The following is a 21,851-nucleotide window of genomic DNA, read 5'->3' as shown; positions in this document are numbered from 1 at the left end:
GCCAACCCCGCCTCGCAGCTGATCGTGCTGTCCAACGTCACGGCCGCCGTGCCGGAGCCCGAGGGCGTGGCCCTGGTGCTGGCCGGTCTGGGCCTGATGGGCGCGGTGTCGCGTCGCCAGAAGCGGGCCATTCAGGCCTGAATTTGGGTCTGAGCTTGGGGCCTGGGCAACGGCGGGTGGCGTGAGGCTTCAGCCCAGCGCCGCCAGCAGCTTGGCATGGATGCCGCCAAAGCCGCCGTTGCTCATGCACAGGATGTGGTCGCCCGGCTTGGCGACCTTGACCACCTTGGCCACGATGGCCTCGATGGTGTCGGCCACCACGGCGCGCTCGCCCATTTCCACCAGCGCTTCGTGGGCGTCCCAGCCCAGGCCGCCCGAGTGGCAAAACGCCAGGTCGGCGTCTTCCAGTGACCAGGGCAGCTGGGCCTTCATCGTGCCCAGCTTCATGGTGTTGGAGCGCGGCTCGAACACCGCCAGGATGCGCGCGTCCGGCCCGACCTTGCGGCGCAGGCCGTCCACCGTCGTGCGGATGGCCGTGGGGTGGTGCGCAAAGTCGTCATAGACGGTGATGCCGCGCACCTCGCCCTTGGTTTCCATGCGGCGCTTGACGTTGTCGAAGCGGGCCAGCGCCTCGCAGGCCACCTGGGGCGCCACGCCCACGTGCTCGGCCGCCGCGATGGCCGCCAGCGCGTTCATCTGGTTGTGCTCGCCCAGCAGGGCCCATTCCACGCGCCCGACCAGCACGCCGGCTTTCAGCACGTCGAAGGCATGGGGCTCGCCGCGGGCGCGCAAGCCCGGCACGTCGCCACGGACGCCGAAGCGCGCCACGTCGCTCCAGCAGCCGCGCGCCAGGACGCGCTCCAGCGCTTCCTCGCGGGCGTTGACCACCAGGCGGCCCGAGGCGGGCACGGTGCGCACGAGGTGGTGGAACTGCGTTTCGATGGCGGCCAGGTCGGCAAAGATGTCGGCGTGGTCGAACTCGAGGTTGTTGAGCACGGCCGTGCGTGGGCGGTAGTGCACGAACTTGCTGCGCTTGTCGAAGAAGGCGGTGTCGTACTCGTCGGCTTCGATGACGAAGGGGTGCCCTGTGGCCGGGCGCACTGCCTCGTCCGTGCGGCCCAGTCGCGCCGACACCCCGAAGTTCTGCGGCACGCCGCCCACCAGGAAGCCCGGTTGCAGGCCGGCGGCCTCCAGGACCCAGGCCAGCATGGACGTCGTCGTCGTCTTGCCGTGCGTGCCCGCCACGGCCAGCACGTGGCGGCCTTGCAGCACGTGTTCGCTCAGCCATTGCGGGCCGCTGGTGTAGCGCAGGCCCGCGTCCAGGATGGCCTCCATCAGCGGGTTGCCGCGGCTGACCACGTTGCCGATGACGAACAGATCCGGCTTGAGCGCGACCTGTTCCACGCCGTAGCCTTCGATCAGCTCGATGCCGAGGGCGCGCAGCTGGTCGGACATCGGCGGATAGACGCCCGCGTCGCAACCGGTCACGCGGTGACCCGCTTCACGGGCAAGGGCCGCCACGCCACCCATGAAGGTGCCGCAGATGCCGAGGATGTGGATGTGCATGGGGACTTCCGAAAGAAAGGGCCAAAGACGGGACCAGCGACTGGCCCAGGCCCCGTGTCAGAGCTGGCGGAACGCGTTCGCGGCCGCGGCCACGGTGTCGGCGATGTCTTGCTCGGTGTGGGCGGCGCTGACAAAGCCAGCTTCGTACATGGCCGGTGCCAAGTACACGCCCTGGTCCAGCATCAGGTGGAAGAAGCGGTTGAAGGTGTCGGTGCCCTTGGCCATCACGGTCTGGTAGTTCTGCGGCAGGCTGTCGGCAAAGAAGAAGCCGAACATGCCGCCTTCGCTGTCGGCCGTGAGCGTCACGCCGGCATCGCCTGCGACTTTCACGAAGCCGTCCATCAAGCTGCGGGTGCGCTGGCCCAACTGCTCGAAGAAGCCCGGGCGCTGGATGATTTTCAGCGTGGTCAGGCCACAGGCCGTGGCCACCGGGTTGCCCGACAGCGTGCCTGCCTGATAGACCGGGCCCAGCGGCGCCAGCTGGGACATCACCTCGCGCGATGCAGCGAAGGCCGCCAGCGGCATGCCGCCGCCAATGACCTTGCCAAACACGCTCATGTCGGGCGCGAAGCCGGGAATGGCCTTGGCGTACACGCTCTGTGCGCTGCCCAGGGCCACGCGGAAGCCGCTCATCACCTCGTCGAACACCAGCATGGCGCCGTGCTGCGTGCACAGCTCGCGCAGGCGCTGCATGAAGGGCACGCTGGCGCGCACGAAGTTCATGTTGCCGGCGATGGGCTCGATCATCACGCAGGCGATCTCGCTGCCCTGGCTGGCAAACGCTTCTTCGATTTGCGCGATGTTGTTGTATTCCAGCACGAGCGTGTGCTGCACCACCTCGGCGGGCACGCCCGCGCTGGTCGGGTGGCCGAAGGTGGCCAGGCCGGAGCCGGCCTTGACCAGCAGGGCGTCGGCGTGGCCGTGGTAGCAGCCTTCGAACTTGACGATCTTGTTGCGGCCGGTGAAGCCGCGCGCCAGGCGGATGGCGCTCATGCCCGCCTCGGTGCCGGAGCTGACCAGGCGCACCTGCTCGGCGCTGGGCACGAGCTTGAGGATTTCCTCGGCCAGCTCGACCTCGCGCTCGGTGGGCGCACCGAAGCTGAAGCCATCCAGCGCGGCCTTCTGCACCGCTGCCAGCACCTCGGGGTGGCCGTGGCCCAGGATCATCGGGCCCCAGGAGCCGATGTAGTCGGTGTAGCGCGTGCCTTCGGCGTCCCAGAAATAGGGGCCTTGGGCACGCTGGACGAAGCGCGGTGTGCCGCCCACGGCCTTGAAGGCGCGCACGGGCGAGTTCACACCGCCCGGGATGACGCGCTGGGCGCGTTCGAACAGGGCGGCGTTGCTCATGGCATCAGTGGACATTGCGGGAACTCGGCGGAGGAACGGAATCGTCCAGCGCGGGATGGCCGGACTCGGTGGCGTCTTCGCCTTCGGCAGGCGGCTCGCCCGGCGGCAGGGCCCAGAAGAAGCGGTCAGGCACCACGCCGCCCATGCCGGGGCGGAAGCCGGCATCGAGCGACTGGTCCAGGAAACTCAGGGCCTCGGAGACGGCCACGTCCAGCTCGGTGCCGGTGGAGATGATGGCCGCCAGGGCCGCCGAGAGCGTGTCGCCGGCACCGACGAAGCTGGCCTCGAAGCGCTCGAAGCGCTCACCGGCCACCGCGCCTTGCGCCGTCGCCAGCACGTTGTCGATGAACTGGTCGGGCAACTGCACGCCCGTCACCAGCACATAGCCCGCGCCCAATTCGGCAGCGGCCACGGCCAGTTCGCGCGCCGAAGGCGGGCGCTCGGACTCCCAATCGGGCAGCAGGAAATCGGTCAGCGTGGTGTGGTTGCCCACCAGCACATGGCTGGACGGCACGATCAGCTCGCGGAAGGCCTCCAGGTAGGCGCTTTGGGCATCCTCTTCCATCCACGACAGGTTGGGCAGGTAGGACACCAGCGGCACATCGGGGTAGTCCGAGATGATCTCGGCGACCACGCTCACGCCCTCGGCGCTGCCCAGGAAGCCGACCTTCCACGACGCGATGGTGGCGTCTTCGAGGATGGAGCGCGCCTGCTCGGCGATGGCGTCGGCGTCGATCTCGACCGACTCGAACACCTCGGCGGTGTCGCGGATCAGCAGGCTGGTGATCACGGGCAGGGCATGCGCGCCCATGGCCGCGATGGTGGCGATGTCGGCCGCGATGCCGGAGGCCCCGCTGGGGTCGTTGGCGTTGAAGCTCAAGACACAGGCCGGGGCACCCGCATCTTGGTCAGCGGGGTCGAGGGTCTCGTCAGAGACGTTCTGGGGGCCGGTCTGGGGGGCATTCATGCGTGAGGTAAGCAATGTAAGAAGCGTGAGCCAGTGCCCGAGGTGGGCGCGACACCCTGTGATATTCCCAGGAATCGCGCCGCAGGCCCGTGGCTACAATGGGTTCATTGTATTCAAGTGAACCCAAGCGACGTGAGCGACTTATCTACCTGGATGTGCCTGATCTGTGGCTGGATTTACGACGAAGCTGCGGGCCTGCCCGAAGAAGGCATCGCTCCCGGCACGCGTTGGGCCGACGTTCCCATGAACTGGGTGTGTCCCGAATGCGGCGCGCGCAAGGACGATTTCGAGATGGTGCCGGTCTGATGGCCGCTGCGCGCTCCCCGCAAGGGATGGAGGAAGGTGTCCGTGTCTGATTTCGACAAGCCGCAAGAGCCCGCAACCACCAAAGTCCTCGTCATCGACGACAGCAACACCATCCGGCGCAGCGCCGAAATCTTCCTCAAGCAGGGCGGATACGAGGTGGTGCTGGCCGAAGATGGCTTCGATGCGTTGTCAAAGGTCAACGATCACGCCCCAGATGTTATTTTTTGTGACATCTTGATGCCCCGTCTGGACGGCTACCAGACCTGCGCCATCATCAAACGCAACCCGCGTTTCGCCCGCACGCCCGTGATCATGCTGTCGTCCAAAGATGGCCTGTTCGACAAGGCCCGAGGCCGCATGGTGGGCTCGCAGGACTACCTCACCAAGCCCTTCACCAAAGACCAGTTGCTGCAGGCTGTCGCCCAATGCACCGCTCAGACTCAGGGATGACCTGGGTTCAATGGGGCCCGTGGGTGTCACCCATTGCCGCCAGAATGTGAGTTCCACGCCGCCGGCGGAGCCCGGGGATGACGCAGGGCGGCGTTTCATGAGGTTCCTATGCCAATCCAGAAGATTCTGCTCGTTGACGACTCCAAGACCGAACTGCATGTGCTGTCGGAGTTGCTGACCAAGCGCGGCTACAAAGTGCGCACCGCCGAGAACGGCGAAGAGGCGCATCGCCGTCTGGCGGAAGAAAAGCCAGACCTCATCATCATGGACGTGGTCATGCCCGGCCAGAACGGCTTCCAGCTGACCCGTGCCATCACCCGCGACCCGCTGTTCGCCAGCGTGCCGGTGATCATCTGCTCCAGCAAGAACCAGGAAACCGACCGGGTCTGGGGCATGCGCCAGGGCGCACGCGACTACGTCGTCAAGCCCGTCAACCCCGAAGAGCTGCTGTCCAAGATCAAGGCCTTCGGCTGATCGGGGCGCGAGGACATGGCCAACAAGGACGCCCTGAGGGAGCTGCAGCAACGGCTGGCCCAGCGCCTGCAGACGGTGCGCGAACAAGCCCCGACCCGCAACTGGCTGGCCGTCGAGATGGCCGGCCACGGCTTTTTGCTGCCGCTGGACCAGGCCGGTGAAATCTTCCCGTTGTCGGCGGTGCACGCTGTGCCGCACAGCCAGCCCTGGTTCCTGGGCGTGGCCAACCTGCGTGGCCAGCTGCATGGGGTGATCGACCTGGCGGGTTTCGTTGGCTTGCCGCGCGACGCCTCCCGCAGCACATTGCGCGCCCAGCTCGCCGCTCCCGCCCGCGACACCCGCGAGGCCCGTGAAGGCGCCCGCCTGGTGGCCTTCAACGGCAAACTGCAGGTCAACGCCGCGCTGTTCATCGACCGCCTGCTGGGCCTGCGCAACGCCAACGCGCTGCAGCCCGCGCCTACCGCCGAAGAAGCCGGCAAACCCCATTTCATTGGCCAGCAGATGGCCGACGCCCAGGGCCGCATCTGGTATGAGCTCGACCTGGCGGCACTGGCCGCGGACGAAGCTTTCGCGCGCATCGACGCGCACTGATGCGCATGGAGGCCTGAGCCCGTGGTCTGCACACCGAATCATTCTGAAGTCATTGGAGAGCGAGCATGAGTTTCCTGAGCCGTTTCAAGGAACTGGGCAAATCACAGGACCGAGACGAGGTCCAGCCTGAGGCCCTGAGCACGGAAGGCATGGTGACCGCCGCGGGTGTGCAGATGGTGGACACGCAGGCCTCGCCCTCGACCCTCCAGGGCGGCGCGACCACGACGTCTGACTCCATCATCTCGGAAGCCGCGCCCTCGCAGTTCCCCGACGATTACAACGAAACCCGCCTGCACCCCGATGCCGACGGCCAGCCCGCCAGCGAGGCCCGCTCGGGCTTGCCCCTGATCGGCCACCTGCGCCTGGACCGCCAGCAGCGCGTGCTGGGTGCCACGCTGGCCGTGGGCGTGCTGGGCCTGATGCTCAGCGCCTTCCTGTCGGTGAACTCCGCAGACCGCCGCGCCGCGCAGACCGGTGCCACCGGTCAGGCGCTGATGCAGTCGCAACGCCTGGCCAAGTCGGTCTCGCAGGCCTTGATCGGCCGCGCGCAGGCCTTCACCGAGGTGTCGGACAGCGCCAAGGTGCTGGCCAGCAACGTGCGTGGCCTGGCCCAGGGCGACAGCGGCATGGGCCTCAACCAGGTGCAGGGCGGGGCGCAAGAGGCGCTCAATGGCCTGATCCCGCTGGTGGACCGCGCCGAGAAGAACGCCAACTTCGTGCTCTCGCAAAAGCAGACGCTGACCCAGGTGAGCTCGGCGCTGCGCGAAGTCAACGGGCAGTCCTCCGAGCTGCTGGACCTGGCCGAGGGCATCGCCTCGGCCCGCATCGAGAAGGGCGGCGTGAGCCCTGCCGAGGCCTTGTCCCTGAACCAGCTGGTGATGCTGACGCAGCGCATTGGCAAGTCGGCCAACGAATTCCTCACGGTGGAAGGCGTGTCCACCGAGGCCGTGTTCCTGCTGGGCAAGGACCTCAACGCCTTCAAGGAAATCGCCGAGGGCCTGCTCAACGGCAACCAGGATCTCAAGCTGGTGGCTTCGCGCGATCCGGTGGTGCGCGAGCAACTCGACGCGCTGCTGAAGATTTTCGAGCGCACCCGCACGCAGTCCACCTTCATCCTGGGCTCGCTGCAAGGCCTGGTGGCCGCGCGCGACGCACAGGTGGCCGTGATCGACGATTCGGAACCCCTGCGCAAGGGCCTGGAGGAGGTGCAGCGCAAGCTGACCGAGGGTGCCGGCATCGGCGGCCTGAACGTGGCGCTGATCCTGATCTTCCTGCTGGTGACGGCGGCGGCGGCGTATGGCCTGCTGCGCGTCTTCCTGACCGACCAACGCCAACGCGCCCTGGTGGCCGAGGCCCAGCGCCAGGAGGCCGAACGCCAGGAGCGCGAGGCCAAGCGCGTCAACGACGCGACCCAGGCGGCCATTCTGCGTTTGATGAACGAGCTGCAGATGGTGGCCGAGGGCGACCTGACGCAACAGGCCACGGTGACGGAAGACATCACCGGCGCCATCGCCGACTCGGTGAACTTCACGGTGGAAGAACTGCGCACCCTGGTGGCGCAGGTGCAGGGCGCGGTGTCGCGGGTGTCGGACACGACCGGGCAGGTGGAGTCCACCTCGACCGAGCTGCTGGCCGCCTCCGACGAGCAGCTGCGCGAGATCCGCGAAACCGGCGAGTCGGTGCTGCAGATGGCGGGCCGCATCAACGAGGTGTCGGCGCAAGCCCAGCACTCTGCCGAAGTGGCGCGCCAGTCGCTGGCCGCGGCCGACTCCGGCCTGGCCGCCGTGCAGAACGCCATCGGCGGCATGAACACCATCCGCGAGCAGATCCAGGAAACCTCCAAGCGCATCAAGCGGCTTGGCGAGTCCTCGCAGGAAATCGGCGAAATCACCGAACTGATCTCGGACATCACCGAGCAGACCAACGTGCTGGCCTTGAACGCCGCCATCCAGGCCGCATCGGCCGGTGAAGCGGGCCGGGGCTTCTCGGTCGTGGCCGAGGAAGTGCAGCGCCTGGCCGAACGCTCGGCCGACGCGACCCGCGAAATTGCCGCGCTGGTGCGCACCATTCAGACCGACACGCAAGACGCCGTGGCCGCCATGGAGCGCTCCACGCAGGGTGTGGTGGAAGGTGCCCGCCTGTCGGACGCCGCCGGTTCCGCACTGGGCGACATCGACCGCGTGTCGCGCCGCCTGGCCGAGCTGATCGAGCAGATTTCCTCGCAGGCCCTGCGCGAGGCCGCCTCCGCCAACGTGGTGGTGTCGAACATCCAGCACATTTTTGCCGTGACCGAGCAGACGGGTGAGGGCACGCGCTCCACCGCCCAGCTGGTGCGCGAACTGGCCAAAACCGCCGACGAGCTGCAGCAGTCGGTGGCCCGCTTCAAGATCTCGGCCTGAGCCCGAACAGGGACACCAACGCCATGGACAGCCTCCACCCCGACGCCGCTGACGCACGCGAGTCAGACCTGCATGCCGACGACCTCAGCGCCCTGGCCTGGGTGCAGGAGGAACTGCGCAAGTCGCTGGACGCTGCGCACAAGGCGCTGCACCGCGCCCTCAAGGACCGGCAATCGGCCGCGCAGTCGGACGTCGATGCGCTCGACCCGGCCGTGCTGCGCACCGCGCGCCAGCAGATCCACCAAGGCGTGGGCGCGCTGGAGCTGGCCGGCTTGCCCGCCGGTGCCGCCCTGCTGCGTGCCAGCGAGGCCGTGGTGCAGAAGTTTGTCAACCGCCCCAGCGCGCTGAGCGCCGACGCGGTGCGCGACATCGAACGCGCGTCTTTCGCCTTGCTGGACTACATGTCGCGCCGCGTGGCGGGCAAGCAGGTCTCGGCCGTGGCGCTGTTCCCGCAGTACGAGGCCTTGGTGGCCCGCGTGGGCGGCACGCTGCCGCGCCCGTCCGATTTGTGGGCGCAGGACTGGCCGGCGCTGTCGCTGGAGTCCACCCTGGCCGCGCCCGAAGACGTCGCGCCGCGCAAGGCCGATGCCGAGACCGTCGAAGCCTTCGAAGCCGGCCTGCTGAGCCTGCTGCGCCGCCAGCAACCCGAAGACGCCCAGACCCTGGCCGGCCTGTGCACCGGCCTGGCGCGCGATGCCGAGCAGCGCCGTGCCCACCGCGAGGCCGCCACCTGGATGCTGGCCAGCGGTTTCCTGGAAGGGCTGTCCGATCGCCACATCGAGCTCAGCGTGCACGCCAAGCGCGTGCTGTCGTCCCTGCTCAGCCAGCTGCGCGTGATCGTCAAGGGCAATGGCGTGCCCTCCGACCGACTGGCCTCCGAGCTGCTGTTCTTCTGCGCGCAAGCCGCCGAGGCCCAGCCTTCTGACCATTCCGTGCTGGCCCGCGTGCGCCAGACCTTCGGGCTGGAGCGCCACCGCCCGGTCAGCCTGGTGCAATCGGCGCTGGGCCGACACGACCCGGCCGTCATCACCCAGGCGCTCAAGCGCGTGGGCAGTGCCAAGGAAGGCTGGTCGGCCGTGGCCGCGGGCGAGGTCTTGCGCCTGGGCGGCCTGGGCGAGCAGTTCTCGCTCGTGGGCGATTCGCTGCGCAAGCTTTTCCCCGAGGGCGAGGTTCTGGGCAATGCCCTGACCGATGCCGTGCAACGCAGCGTGGCCCGCGCACAGGCGCCGGACGCTGGCCTGGCCATGGAAGTGGCCACCAGCCTGCTGTACGTCGAAGCCAGCCTGGAAGACGCCGAATTCGACCAGCCCGAGCAGCGCGACCGCGTGCACCGCCTGGCCGAGCGCATCCGCCAGGTCAGCGAAGGCCAGCCGGCCGCCCCGCTGGAAGGCTGGATGGAGGACCTCTACCGCCGCGTCTCCGACCGCCAGACCATTGGCAGCGTGGTGCAGGAGTTGCGCACGGCGCTGTCCGAGTCCGAAAAGCACATCGACCAGTTCTTCCGCGACCCGCAGGACCGCAGCCCGCTGATCGAGGTGCCCAAACAACTGCAGTCCGTCCGCGGCGTGCTGGCCGTGCTGGGCCTGGACCTCGCTGCCCAGGCCAGCGTGCACATGCGCCACGACGTCGAGCACCTGCTGCAGCCCGAGACCGACCTGGACGCTGCCGCGCAAGCTGGCGTGTTCGACCGCCTGGCCACCAACCTGGGCGCGCTCGGCTTCCTCATCGACATGATGGGCGTGCAGCCGGGCCTGGCCAAGTCGCTGTTCACTTTCGACGAGGCCACCGGCGTGTTGTCGCCGCTGATGGGCCGGGAAAAAAAAACACCGCTGACGCCCGACGATCCCGTTGAGGCCGCGGCCCACCACGTTCACCAGGCCGAGAAGGACGAAGCCCAAGCCGCCGCCGAAGAGGTGGTGCAGGCGCTGGGGCAGGGCGATGCGGGCCTGGACGATGTCTCCGAGCAATTGCAGAAACTGGCCGAGACGCCCCATGTGCAGGACCAGGCCGGCTTGGCCGACCAGCTCGCGGCCGCGCAAGCCGCGTTGGATCAGGCCCGCCAGGGCGCACACGGCGAGGCCGACGCCCAGGCCGTGGCCGCCGCCCGCGAACACGTGGCCGAGCAGGTCGCGCAGGTCCTGGCCGACCTGAACCCATCGGAGCCCGTGCCGGAGGAGCCCGCAGCGCAGGTGCTGCCTCTGCTGGCGCCCACGCCCACGGCCGAAGTCGCATCGACCGGCCTGGAAGACGACGACGAGATGCGCGGCATCTTCCTGGAGGAAGCCCGCGAGGTCATCGGCGAGGCGCGCGAAGCCCTGGCCACGCTGCAGCGCCAGCCTTCGGACCTCAGCGCCCTCACGGCCGTGCGCCGGGCTTTCCACACGCTCAAGGGCAGCTCGCGCATGGTGGGCCTCAAGGAGTTTGGCGAAGCCGGCTGGGCCTGCGAACAGCTCTGCAACACCTGGCTGGCCTCGCAGCAACCGGCCAATGACGACCTCACCGGCCTCACCGACGAGGTGCTCGGTGTCCTGGCCGATTGGACCGAGGCCATCGCCACCGGCCAGGACGCCGGCTGGCACAGCGCGCCCGTGGTGGCCGCTGCCGAAGCCCTGCGCCTGCGCGGTGAACGCCAGCCGCTGCGGTTGCCATCCGTGCTGTTGCCGGAGGTTCTGCCCGAGGTGTTGCCCGAAGCACGGCCCGAGCTGCCGCTCAGCGATGTCCTGCCGGACACCCCGCCGCCGGCGATGCAACTGGACGCCGTCGCCGAGCCAGATCGCCTGGCGCTCGACCTGCCAGTCCTGTCCGATTTGCCTGATTTGCCCGAGCTGTCTGAGCTGACCCAAGCACCTGCGCATGGTGTGGCCGGCAGCGACAGCGACACCGCCAGAGAGATCACCGCGTCCGATGCGTCCGCAGCCGAGCCCGACATCGCGCTGGACCTGGGCACGCTGGAGGTCATCGAGCCCACCGACGTCGTGCTGCTCGACGACACCGACCCGACCCTGCCTGCGCCGCTGGCCACGGATGCGGCGCCGGACATCGACCTCTCCGAGCCCGCAGACGTCGTGGAAGCTGCGGACGTCGCAGAGGCCGCTGAGCCGATGGTGCCCGCGGAAGACAGCGACGAGCAGGTCAAGGTGATCGGCCCGCTGCGCATCGGCATCCCGCTGTTCAACATCTACCTCAACGAGGCCGACGAGCAATCGCGCCGCCTGTGCACCGCGCTCAACGAATGGGCGCTGGAGGTGCACCGTCCCGTCAGCGACGAGGCCGTGGCCCTGGCGCACTCGCTGGCCGGCAACTCCGCGGCCGTGGGCTACAGCGGCCTGTCGCAGCTCGCCCGCTTGCTGGAGCATGGCCTGATGCGCTCGCAGCAGCTGGGCCCGGCCGATGCCGACACCGCCGAGCTGTTCAACGAAGCCGCTGACGAAATCCGCCAGTTGCTTCACCAGTTCGCCGCCGGTTTCCTGCGCGAGCCCTCCGAGCCCCTGCGCCAGCGACTGGAGGACTTTGACCACGAAGCCTCGCGCCGCATCGAGGCCGGCGATTTCGGCCAGCCTGCCGAGGCACCTGCATCGCACCTGCGCCTGGTGCACAGCAGCGACGAGCCGATGCCGGTCGAGATCTCGCACACCATCGCCCACACCACGCCCAGCCCGCACGACGCCCTGGCGCCCTTGCACCTGCCCTGGGACGACGAAGACGACATCGACGCCGCCGACCACATCGACGCGGACCTCTTTCCCATCTTCGAGGAAGAGGCGCTGGAGCTGCTGCCCCAGCTGTCGTCGCAAACCCGCCAGTGGCTGGACCACCCCGATCAGCCCGATGCCCCTGCCGCCTGCATGCGCACGCTGCACACCTTCAAGGGTGGCGCGCGCCTGGCCGGCGCCATGCGCTTGGGCGAGCTGGCGCACCGGCTGGAGTCCAGCATCGAGCGCCTGCTGGCCCATGGGGCCGTGGACCGCGACGCCATCGCCCCGCTCGAAGCCCGGGTGGACCGCCTGGTCGATGTGTTCGAAGCCCTGCGCCAGGCCGATGCCCAGGCCCAGGCGGCGCAGCCCGCCCTGGAGGCCCTGCCCGAGGCGGTGCCGATCGCCGAGCCGTCGGCCCCCCTGGTGAGCCTCGATGCCGATGCCGATGCCGATGTGGCACTGGACCTCGATCTCGACCAGGGCGCGTTGTCGCCGGCACCCGATGACACCGCCAGCGTGACCGAGCCGCGGGGCTCTGCCGCGACCGTTGCGACCGTTGCGACCGCTGAGGCCCTCGCGCCCATCGCCTGGTCGTCCCTGGTGCGCCCGCAAGGCGTGGTCCTGCGCCCGGTTGCCCGCGAGGCCGTGCAAGGCCCCTCGCAGGCCGCGGTGCGCGTGCGCCCGCAGCTGCTCGACCGCCTCGTCAACCACGCCGGTGAGGTCGCCATCACGCGCTCACGCCTGCAAGGCCAGGTCGGCCAGATCCGTGGTTCCCTGACCGACCTGACCGAGAACCTCGACCGCCTGCGTCAGCAGCTGCGCGACATCGAGCTGCAGGCCGAGACCCAGGTCGCCACCCGGATGGAAGCCGCGCGGGCCGCCTCCCAGCAGTTCGACCCGCTGGAGTTCGACCGCTACACGCGCTTCCAGGAACTCACCCGGATGATGGCCGAGTCGGTCAACGACGTGGCCACCGTGCAGCGCACCCTGCAGCGCAGCCTGGAAACCACCGAAGACCAGCTCGTGGCCCAGGCCCGCCTGACGCGCGACCTGCAAGACGACCTGCTGCGCACCCGCATGGTGGAGTTCGAAGGCCTCTCCGAGCGCCTCTACCGCGTGGTGCGCCAGGCGGCCAAGGAAACGGGCAAGCAGGTGCGCCTGGACATCGTCGGTGGCAGCACCGAAGTGGACCGCGGCGTGCTGGAGCGCATGACCGGCCCGTTCGAGCACCTGCTGCGCAACTGCGTGACCCACGGCATCGAGCCGCCCGAGGCCCGCACGGCAGCCGGCAAGGACGCCACCGGCACCATCACCGTGACGCTGGCGCAGGAAGGCAACGAAGTCAGCCTGGCTTTCAGCGACGACGGCGCCGGCCTGCAACTGGGCCGCATCCGCGACCGCGCCGTGGCCCAAGGCCTGATCGCGGCCGATGCGCAACTCAGCGACGCCGAGCTCGCCCAGCTCATCTTCACACCGGGCTTCTCCACCGCCGAGCAAGTCACCGAACTGGCGGGCCGCGGCGTGGGCATGGACGTGGTCCGGTCCGAGGTCAACGCCATGGGCGGGCGCATCGAGACGCAGACGCAAGCGGGGCAGGGCACGCGTTTTTCCCTGGTGCTGCCGCTGACGACCGCCGTCACGCGCGTGGTCATGCTGCGCTGCGGCCAGGTCAATGTGGCCGTGCCCACCCACCTCATCGAGATGGTGCGCCGCGCGCGGCCCGCCGAGATCGAGCAGGCCTACCACCAGGGCCAGATGCCGTTCGGCGACTTGAGCCTGCCCTTCTTCTGGCTGGGCGCATTGCTGGACCTCAGCCCCGTGGGCCTCGAAGGCGCCCGCAGCCTGCCGGTGGTCATCGTGCGCTCGGCGCAGCAGCGCATCGCGGTGCACGTGGACGAAGTGCTCGGCAACCAGGAAGTGGTGGTCAAGCACCTGGGCAGCCAGTTGGCGCGCCTGCCGGGCCTGGCCGGGATGACGCTGCTGCCTTCGGGGGCCGTCTCGCTCATCTACAACCCGGTGGCCCTGGCCACGGTCTATGGCGAGCGCGCCCACGCCCTGACCGGCCAGGCCTTGCAGCTGGGCTTGAACGGCCAGCCCTGGGCGGGCTGGTTGCAGCCGGACGCCCGCGGCCACATCAAGCCGCAAGCAGGCGAGCTCACCCCGGCCGAACGCGATGTGCCGATGGTGCTGGTGGTGGACGACTCCCTCACCGTGCGCCGCGTCACCCAGCGCCTGCTGGCGCGCGAGGGTTACCGCGTGGTGCTGGCAAAAGACGGCCTGGAAGCCCTTGAATTCCTGGCCCAGGAGCGCCCGACGGTGGTACTGTCCGACATCGAGATGCCCCGCATGGACGGCTTTGATCTGGTGCGCAACATCCGCGCCGACCGGAAACTGGCCGACCTGCCCGTCATCATGATCACGTCACGCATTGCACAGAAGCACCGCGACTACGCGGCCGAACTCGGCGTCAACCACTACCTCGGCAAGCCCTACCGCGAGGAGGAGTTGCTGGCCCTGGTGGCCACCTACGCTCGCGTGCCTGCGACCGTGGTCCCCTGAAGGTTTCACAGCAGCCACCACCTTGCAGTCCCAGGTTCCGACATCCGACGCTCGCCACGGGCCCGTGCCCGGGGTGGACGACGCCATCACGCACCTGGCGGCGCTGACCGCCCAGCGCGACCGCGAACTGCTGGACGTCACCCTGGCGCAAGGCGTGCTGGACCTGCTGGGCGCGGCCAGCGTGGCCGTCTATCGCCTGATCGGGCGCGAGGACGAATCCCGCCGCTGGCTGTGCTGCGGGCTGTCCCGCAAGGGCAGCCTGACGGTGAGCGACCCGATGTGGGTGGACCTCCACCAACTGCCGCTGGAAGAAGAGTACCCCCACCGCCAGCGCGCCCTGGCATCGCGCCTGCCCGAGCACGACGAAGAGCAGCTCATGGGCCACGGCGAGCACGCGGTGCTGGCCCGCCACATCGTCACCCTGCCGCTGCCCGTCGAAGTGGGCCTGGCGGGCGTGCTGGAGGTGGGCTCCACCGAGCCCTTGTCGGTGCAGGCCATGCGCACGGTCCAGACCCTGCTGAAGGTGTTTGGCAACTTCCAGAACCTGCTGGAATCCAGCCAGCGCGATGCGCTCACCAGCCTGCTCAACCGCCAGACCTTCGACGCCACCTTCCTGAAGGCCTCGATGCCGCTGGCCGAGCGCAAGGCCGGCCATGCCCAGGGCGAGCGCCGGCACAACAGCGCCGCGGGCTACTGGCTGGGCGTGATCGACATCGACAATTTCAAGCGCGTCAACGACAACTTCGGCCACCTCATCGGTGACGAGGTGCTGGTGCTGGTGGCGCGCATCATGCGCCAGACCTTCCGCCACTACGACCGACTCTACCGCTTCGGCGGCGAGGAGTTCGTGGTGCTGCTGCGCGGGGGCACCGAGGCCGATGCCATGGGCGCGTTCGAGCGCTTCCGCCGCAACGTGGCCAGCTACCCCTTCCCGCAGGTGGAGCGCGTCACGGTCAGTGTGGGCTTCACCGAGGTCATGCACCACGACACGCCCAACGTGACGTTCTCGCGGGCCGACCAGGCGGTTTACCGCGCCAAGCACCAGGGCCGCGACCAGGTGCTGTGCCACGAAGCGCTGGTGCGCGATGGCGTGATGGCGTCCAGCGAACAGCACATCGGCGACGTCGAGCTGTTCTGAGCTGGCGGCCGAGCTTCAGGCCTTGTTCGCCTTCACCACCGCATAGCGCGCCAGCGTCTCGGCGCGGGCTTCGTCGTGTTGCACGATGGGCTGGGGGTAGTCGCGCCCGATCACCACGTCGTCGGCCGCGGCCAGGTCGGCCGGGCGCGCCAGCCACGGCGCGTGCAGGGCCTTGTCGGGCAGGCTGGTCAGCTCGGGCACGTAGCGGCGGATGAACTTGCCCTGCGGGTCGAACTTCTCGCTCTGGTTGATGGGGTTGAAGATGCGGAAATAGGGTTGTGCGTCACAGCCTGACGATGCGGCCCATTGCCAGCCACCGTTGTTGGCGGCGAGGTCGAAGTCCAGCAGCTTTTCGGCGAAGTAGGCCTCGCCACGGCGCCAGTCGATCCCCAGGTCCTTGATGAGGAAGCTGGCCGTGACCATCCGCAGGCGGTTGTGCATGTAGCCCGTCTGGTTGAGCTGGCGCATGGCTGCATCCACCAGCGGGTAACCCGTGCGGCCCTCGCACCAGGCGGCGAAGTGCGCATCGGCGTGCTTGCCGTTGGCCCATTTGATGAGGTCGTACTCGCGCTTGTAGGCGTGGCCGACCACGTGCGGGTGGTGGAAGAGGACCTGGTGGTAAAAATCGCGCCAGATCAGCTCCGACAACCACACCCGCGCCCCTTCCGAGCCCGCCTGCGCGCGCCGCCAGGCCAGGCCGGCGAGCTCGCGGATGGACACCGTGCCGAAGCGCAGGTGGGTGGACAGGTAGCTCGGGCCTTTGACGCCGGGGAAGTCGCGGGTCTCGCCGTAGTGGTCGATGCGCTCCAGGAAGTCGCCCAGCAATGCCTGGCCGCCACGGGTGCCTGGGGGCACCTTGAGCGTGTCCACGGGTTCGAAGTCCAGGTCGGGCAGGGTGGGCACGCGCGGCAGCTCGGGCGGGCAGACCGCGGCTGGGATGGTGGCCAGGCGGGCGGCGTACTTCTCCACCGGGTAGGGTTTGACGTAGAAGTCATCGACCTTCTTCAACCAGGCGTTCTTGTAGGGCGTGAACACACCGTAGGGCGTGTCGTTGCCCGTCAGCACCTCGTTGCGCTCGAAGACGACGTGGTCCTTCAGCGTGTAGAGCGCCGCACCGACGTTGCTCAGCGCCCCGCGCACCTGGGCGTCGCGCTGCAGGGCGTAGGGCTCGTCGTCGTGGGCGGCATAGACCGATTGCACGCCCAACTGCTCGGCCAGCTTCGGGAGTTCGCGGCGCGCCGGGCCGTGTCGCACGATCAGCCCCGTCAGCGCTGGCGCGGGCGCCCCGGCATTGGCGGCCAGCACACGCAGGGCGCCGTCGAGCTCAAACAGGCTTTCGCGGATGAAGGCCACGCGGCGGTCCTGGCGGGGCAGGGCGTCGAGGATGTCGGTGTCGAACACGAAGGCGCACCACACCTTCTGCGCGTTTTTCAAGGCGTGGAAGAGGGCGGCGTGGTCGTGGCAACGCAGGTCGCGGCGCAGCCAGACCAGGGCGGATGAGTGGACTTCGTTCATGACATTGTTCGGCCCGAAAGCGTTGTCTTGCATTGTCTTGGTGCAGCCGCAGGCGGCTGGCCTAAAATCATGGCATGTCTGCCGACGTTTCCCATTCCATCGACCTGACCAACCAGTTTCTCATCGCCATGCCGGGCATGGTGGATGACAACTTTGCGGGCACCGTCGTCTATCTGTGCGAGCACAGCGACAACGGCGCCCTGGGCCTGGTCATCAACCGCCCGACGGACATCAACCTCAAGAACCTGTTCGAGCGCGTGGACCTGTCGCTGGACCGCGATGACCTCGCCGCGCGCCCCGTGTTCTACGGCGGCCCTGTCCAGACCGAGCGCGGCTTCGTGCTGCACGAGGGCCTGGGCGACGATGGCGAGCACTACAGCTCGACGTTGAAGATCTCGGGCGGCCTGGAGATGACCACCTCGCGCGATGTGCTGGAAGCGCTCTCCAGCGGCGCTGGCCCCAAGCGCGTGTTCGTCACGCTGGGCTACGCGGGCTGGGGCGCCGGGCAGCTGGAAGACGAGATCTCGCGCAATGGCTGGCTGTCGGTCAACGCGGATCCGGAGCTTATCTTCGCCACACCGGTGGCGCAGCGCTATGACAAGGCTTTGTCTCTGCTGGGCGTGGACCGCAGCTTCCTGATGGGCGAGGCCGGGCACGCATGACCGGGCCGACGCCGTCGTCCGCGGTCCGCACCTTCCTGGCCTTCGACTACGGGCTCAAGCGCGTGGGCGTGGCCACGGGCAACAGCTTCACGTGCCAGGCCCAGCCCCTGCAAACCATCGCGGCCGAGGGCGACGCACGCTTTGCCCGCATCGGCCAGCTGGTGAGCGAGTGGCAGCCCGCCGCCCTGGTGGTGGGCGTGCCCTACCACCCCGACGGCGCCGAGCACGAGAACACCTTGCGCGCGCGCAAGTTCGGCCGCCAGCTCTCGGGCCGCTTCCACCTGCCCGTGCACGAGGTCGATGAGCGCTACTCGACCACCGAGGCGAAGTCCTTCGGCGCACGCGACCTGGACGCGGCCTCGGCGGCCATCCTGCTGCAGCAATTCTTTGACGCGATCCCGGTCGCGACCCCTGTTGCCACCCCCGCCGCCACACCCTCCGAGAGGCCCGAGTGACATCCCCTGCACCCCACACCCTGAGCCTCGACGCCGAGGCCCTCTACGGCAGCCTTCTCGATGGCGTGCGCCGTCTGGCCACGCCGGACACGGCCCTGGTCGGCATCTGGTCGGGCGGCGCCTGGCTGGCCGAACGCCTCGCCACCGACCTCGGCCTGAAGACGCCGCACGGCGTCATCTCCTCGGCCTTGCACCGCGATGACTTCAGCTCGCGCGGTCTGGCCGTGGGCAAGGACGCCACGCACCTGCCCTTCGAGGTCGATGGACGCCGCATCCTGCTGATCGACGACGTGCTCTACACCGGCCGCACCACGCGCGCCGTCATCAACGAGCTGTTCGACTTCGGTCGCCCTGCCAGCGTGACCCTGGTCGTGCTGGTGGACCGGGGCGGCCGCGAGCTGCCCATCGAGCCGGCGTTCTCCGCCGCCCGCATTGCCCTGCCCGACGACGAGCGCGTGTCCCTGGACCGCACGCCGGAAGGTCGCTTCCAGTTCCATTTCGAGAGGGTGTGATGAAAAAACCCCAACGCAACCCGCAGCTCAACGCGCATGGCGAGCTGATCCACCTGCTGTCCACGGAAGGCCTGCCCAAGGCCATCCTGCACCAGATCCTGGACACCGCCGAGCAGTTCCTGAGCGTCAACGAGCGCGAGGTCAAGAAGGTGCCACTGCTGCGCGGCAAGAGCGTCTTCAACCTGTTCTTCGAAAACAGCACGCGCACGCGCACCACCTTCGAGATCGCGGCCAAGCGCCTGAGCGCCGACGTCATCAACCTCGACATCGCGCGCTCGTCGGCCTCCAAGGGCGAGAGCCTGCTGGACACCATCGCGAACCTGTCCGCGATGCAGGCCGACATGTTCATCGTGCGGCACAGCGAGTCGGGTGCGCCCTACCTGATCGCCCAGCACGTGGCCCCGCACGTGCACGTGGTCAACGCCGGTGACGGCCGCCACGCGCACCCCACACAGGCGCTGCTGGACATGTACACGATCCGGCACTACAAGAAAGACTTCTCCAGCCTGACCGTGGCCATCGTGGGCGACATCGTGCATTCGCGCGTGGCCCGCTCCAACATCCACGCGCTGACCACCTTGGGCGTGCCCGAGGTGCGTGTGGTCGGCCCGCGCACCCTGGTGCCCGGCGACCTGCGCGAGATGGGCGTGCGCGTCTGCCACAGCATGGAAGAGGGCATCAAGGATGCCGACGTCGTCATCATGCTGCGCCTGCAGAACGAGCGCATGACCGGCGGCATGCTGCCCAGCTCCGGCGAGTTCTTCAAGGAGTTCGGCCTCACGCAAGCCAAGCTGGCCCTGGCCAAGCCCGACGCCATCGTGATGCACCCGGGCCCGATCAACCGCGGCGTGGAGATCGAATCGGCCGTGGCCGATGGCAAGCAAAGCGTCATCCTGCCGCAGGTCACCTTCGGCATCGCGGTGCGCATGGCGGTGATGGGCATCATCGCGGGGAATGAAGCATGAAGATCATCATCAAGAACGGCCGCCTGGTCGATCCCGCTTCCGGCCTGGACCAGGTCGGTGACCTGGCCATCACCTCGGGCCGCATCAGCGCCATCGGCAAGGTGCCGGCCGATTTCGCGCCTGACCGCAGCATCGACGCCACCGGCCTGATCGTGGCGCCGGGCCTGGTGGACCTGGCCGCCCGCCTGCGCGAGCCGGGTCACGAGCACGAAGGCATGCTGGAGTCCGAGCTGGCCGCTGCTGCCGCCGGCGGCGTGACCAGCGTGGTCTGCCTGCCCGACACCGACCCCACGCTCGACGAGCCTGGCTTGGTCGAGATGCTCAAGCTGCGTGCCCGCAAGCTCAGCCGCTGCCGCTTGTTCCCGCTGGGCGCGCTCACGCGGGGCCTCAAGGGCGAAACGCTCACCGAGATGGCCGAGCTGGTCGAGGCCGGCTGCATCGGCTTCTCGCAAGCCGAGGTCGCCATCAAGGACACCCTGGTGTTGCAGCGTGCCATGCAGTACGCCGCCACCTTCGGCTACACCGTCTGGCTGCGCCCGCAGGACCCGTGGTTGGGCAAGGGCGTGGCCGCCAGCGGCTCGGTCGCCACGCGCCTGGGCCTCTCGGGCGTGCCCGTCAGCGCCGAGACCATCGCCATCCACACCCTCATCGAGCTGGTGCGCGCCACCGGCACCCGACTGCACCTGTGCCGCATCAGCAGCGCCGCTGGCGTCGAGCTGGTGCGCCAGGCCAAGGCGCAGGGCCTGCCCATCACGGCCGACGTCAGCATCAACTCCCTGCTGCTGACCGACGTTGACATCGGCTACTTCAATGCGGTCATGCGCGTGACGCCGCCGCTGCGCCAGGGCCGCGACCGCGACGCCTTGCAGGCCGGCCTGGCCGATGGCACGCTGGACGCGCTGGTCTCCGACCACACCCCGGTCAGCGAAGACGAGAAGGTGCTGCCTTTCGGTGAGGCCGAGCCCGGTGCCACCGGTCTGGAACTGCTGCTCAGCCTGGCGCTGAAGTGGGCCGGTGCCGACCACCAGGCCCAGCCCGCGGCCGACAAGCTGCGCCGCGCGCTGTCGGTGGTCACGCAAGGCCCGGTGAAGGTGCTGGGCGATGCCCTGGGTTCGTTGTCGTCGAGCGCTGGGCGCCTGGTGCCCGGTGGCGTGGCCGATGTGGTCGTGTTCGACCCCGCCGCGCGCTGGACGGTGACGCCGGCCGAGCTGGTCAGCCAGGGCAAGCACACGCCGTTCGCGTTCGAGACCACCGGCTTCGAGCTGTCAGGCCGCGTGCGCCTGACCCTGGTGGCCGGCCAGGTGGCCCACGAGTCTGCCGCCCTGAACGCAAGCCCATGAGCGCCGCGGCACCTGGGCCCGTGCCCACAGCCTCGATGGCGACGAACTGGTGGCGCGCACCGATCGCCATCTGGCGCCTGAGCCGCGTGGTGGCGCACATCCTCTACGGGCTGGTGCTGGTCTATACCGTCTGGGATGCGCAAGACGTCGCCACGCGCGAGCGCCGCACCATCGCCTGGTCGATGCGCCTGCTCAACCTGCTGGGCCTGACCGTGCAGTGCCAGGGCAGGCCCCATGCGGGGGCGCGCCTGGTGGTCTCCAACCACATCTCCTGGCTGGACATCATCGTCATCAACTCGGTCATGCCCTCGCGCTTCGTCTCCAAGGCCGAGGTCGGGCAATGGCCGGTCATCGGCCGCCTGGTGACGGCCGCGGGCACCCTGTTCCTGGTGCGTGAGCGCCGCCGCGACGCCATGCGCGTGCTGGGCCTGATGGCGCAAGCCCTGCGCGATGGCCAGAGCGTGGCCGTCTTCCCGGAAGGCACCACGGGGGCGGGCCACGAACTCATGCACTTCCATGCCAACCTCGTGCAGTCGGCCATCGACGCGCCTGCGCCCATCCAGCCGGTGGTGCTGAGCTACCGCGACGCCCAGCATGCCGTCAGCCCCTCGGCGGCTTACATCGGCGACACGGGGTTGCTGACGTCGATGTGGATGGTGGCCAGCGCCAAGGACCTGACGGTGTCGGTGCAGATCCTGCCCGCCGAAACCGTGGTCCACGCCGACCGCCGCGTGCTGACCGAGCGGCTGCACAGCGAGATGTCGCAGCGCCTGTCGGCCGCGATCCAGGCAGCGCATCAAGCCGATCAGACTTGATCCACCTTCAGCCGTGAAGATGTGTTGCGCGCTTGTGTGAACAATTGCGCAGCATTTGGGTGCTTTTTCGGACAACTTCTCGGGCCATCGGCCGA

At 68.8% G+C, this 21,851-nt stretch carries 17 protein-coding genes and 1 pseudogene; 14 read left to right on the top strand and 4 right to left on the bottom strand.

The features are described from left to right. Positions 1-33: 33 nt before the first annotated feature. Positions 34-141 (top strand): annotated as a pseudogene (locus tag EV672_RS19335) (PEP-CTERM sorting domain-containing protein); the annotation flags it as partial. 48 nt (positions 142-189) lie between these two features. On the opposite strand, the gene mpl reads toward EV672_RS19335, so the two are convergent. From mpl to thiD, 3 genes are read right to left on the bottom strand one after another with little or no spacing between them, the layout of a single operon-like run. Further along, entirely contained in the window at positions 190-1,566 is a 1,377-nt protein-coding gene (gene mpl, locus EV672_RS01980; protein WP_133605888.1) for a UDP-N-acetylmuramate:L-alanyl-gamma-D-glutamyl-meso-diaminopimelate ligase, read from the bottom strand. Between the two features lie 57 nt (positions 1,567-1,623). Next, positions 1,624-2,928 (bottom strand): glutamate-1-semialdehyde 2,1-aminomutase, encoded by a 1,305-nt coding sequence (gene hemL, locus EV672_RS01975; RefSeq protein WP_133605887.1) that lies wholly within the window; start codon positions 2,926-2,928, stop codon positions 1,624-1,626. Next, positions 2,918-3,880: a bifunctional hydroxymethylpyrimidine kinase/phosphomethylpyrimidine kinase gene (gene thiD / locus EV672_RS01970; protein ID WP_133605886.1), complete on the bottom strand. Its 963-nt coding sequence runs from the start codon at positions 3,878-3,880 to the stop codon at positions 2,918-2,920. The genes hemL and thiD overlap by 11 nt, the downstream gene beginning before the upstream one ends. Positions 3,881-4,033: 153 nt before the next feature. On the opposite strand from thiD, the gene EV672_RS01965 reads away from it, so the two are divergent. The 7 genes from EV672_RS01965 (at position 4,034) to EV672_RS01935 (ending at position 15,492) form a co-directional block, all read left to right on the top strand. Continuing rightward, complete coding sequence (locus EV672_RS01965) at positions 4,034-4,186, top strand: rubredoxin (RefSeq protein WP_133606457.1); 153 nt, start codon at positions 4,034-4,036, stop codon at positions 4,184-4,186. A gap of 42 nt (positions 4,187-4,228) precedes the next feature. Beyond that, positions 4,229-4,636: a response regulator gene (locus EV672_RS01960; RefSeq protein ID WP_133605885.1), complete on the top strand. Its 408-nt coding sequence runs from the start codon at positions 4,229-4,231 to the stop codon at positions 4,634-4,636. Positions 4,637-4,744: 108 nt separating this feature from the next. Next, positions 4,745-5,110 carry a response regulator gene (locus EV672_RS01955; RefSeq protein WP_133605884.1) on the top strand — a complete coding sequence of 122 codons (366 nt, stop codon included), beginning with the start codon at positions 4,745-4,747 and terminating at the stop codon, positions 5,108-5,110. A gap of 15 nt (positions 5,111-5,125) precedes the next feature. Continuing rightward, positions 5,126-5,701, top strand: coding sequence for a chemotaxis protein CheW (locus tag EV672_RS01950; protein WP_133605883.1), 576 nt, complete (start codon positions 5,126-5,128; stop codon positions 5,699-5,701). A 65-nt stretch (positions 5,702-5,766) separates the two neighbouring features. Beyond that, positions 5,767-8,100, top strand: a complete 2,334-nt coding sequence (locus EV672_RS01945) for a methyl-accepting chemotaxis protein (RefSeq protein ID WP_133605882.1) — start codon at positions 5,767-5,769, stop codon at positions 8,098-8,100. A 23-nt stretch (positions 8,101-8,123) separates the two neighbouring features. Beyond that, positions 8,124-14,354 (top strand): hybrid sensor histidine kinase/response regulator, encoded by a 6,231-nt coding sequence (locus EV672_RS01940; RefSeq protein ID WP_133605881.1) that lies wholly within the window; start codon positions 8,124-8,126, stop codon positions 14,352-14,354. Positions 14,355-14,376: 22 nt separating this feature from the next. Then, positions 14,377-15,492, top strand: a complete 1,116-nt coding sequence (locus EV672_RS01935; RefSeq protein ID WP_243738466.1) for a GGDEF domain-containing protein — start codon at positions 14,377-14,379, stop codon at positions 15,490-15,492. Between the two features lie 15 nt (positions 15,493-15,507). Here EV672_RS01935 and EV672_RS01930 read toward each other — a convergent pair whose 3' ends face one another. Next, positions 15,508-17,007, bottom strand: coding sequence for a cryptochrome/photolyase family protein (locus tag EV672_RS01930; RefSeq protein WP_243738465.1), 1,500 nt, complete (start codon positions 17,005-17,007; stop codon positions 15,508-15,510). Between the two features lie 74 nt (positions 17,008-17,081). Between EV672_RS01930 and EV672_RS01925 the strand changes: the two genes are divergently transcribed. From EV672_RS01925 to EV672_RS01900, 6 genes are read left to right on the top strand one after another with little or no spacing between them, the layout of a single operon-like run. After that, positions 17,082-17,669, top strand: a complete 588-nt coding sequence (locus EV672_RS01925) for a YqgE/AlgH family protein (RefSeq protein WP_133605879.1) — start codon at positions 17,082-17,084, stop codon at positions 17,667-17,669. Further along, positions 17,666-18,124: a Holliday junction resolvase RuvX gene (gene ruvX / locus EV672_RS01920; RefSeq protein WP_133605878.1), complete on the top strand. Its 459-nt coding sequence runs from the start codon at positions 17,666-17,668 to the stop codon at positions 18,122-18,124. The genes EV672_RS01925 and ruvX overlap by 4 nt, the downstream gene beginning before the upstream one ends. Then, the gene (gene pyrR, locus EV672_RS01915; protein WP_133605877.1) at positions 18,121-18,636 is read left to right on the top strand and encodes a bifunctional pyr operon transcriptional regulator/uracil phosphoribosyltransferase PyrR; all 516 of its coding nucleotides are present in this window, start codon (positions 18,121-18,123) and stop codon (positions 18,634-18,636) included. Before ruvX ends, pyrR begins: the two co-directional genes overlap by 4 nt. Then, on the top strand, positions 18,636-19,601 hold the full coding sequence (locus EV672_RS01910; protein WP_133605876.1) for an aspartate carbamoyltransferase catalytic subunit: 966 nt from the start codon (positions 18,636-18,638) through the stop codon (positions 19,599-19,601). Before pyrR ends, EV672_RS01910 begins: the two co-directional genes overlap by 1 nt. Next, entirely contained in the window at positions 19,598-20,941 is a 1,344-nt protein-coding gene (locus tag EV672_RS01905; protein ID WP_133605875.1) for a dihydroorotase, read from the top strand. Before EV672_RS01910 ends, EV672_RS01905 begins: the two co-directional genes overlap by 4 nt. Further along, positions 20,938-21,756, top strand: a complete 819-nt coding sequence (locus EV672_RS01900; protein WP_243738464.1) for a lysophospholipid acyltransferase family protein — start codon at positions 20,938-20,940, stop codon at positions 21,754-21,756. The genes EV672_RS01905 and EV672_RS01900 overlap by 4 nt, the downstream gene beginning before the upstream one ends. Positions 21,757-21,851 lie beyond the last annotated feature (95 nt).

The sequence above is a fragment of the Aquabacterium commune genome (assembly GCF_004362855.1).
GTDB classification, from domain to species: Bacteria; Pseudomonadota; Gammaproteobacteria; order Burkholderiales; family Burkholderiaceae_C; genus Aquabacterium; species Aquabacterium commune.
This window is presented reverse-complemented; position numbering and strand designations above follow the sequence as displayed.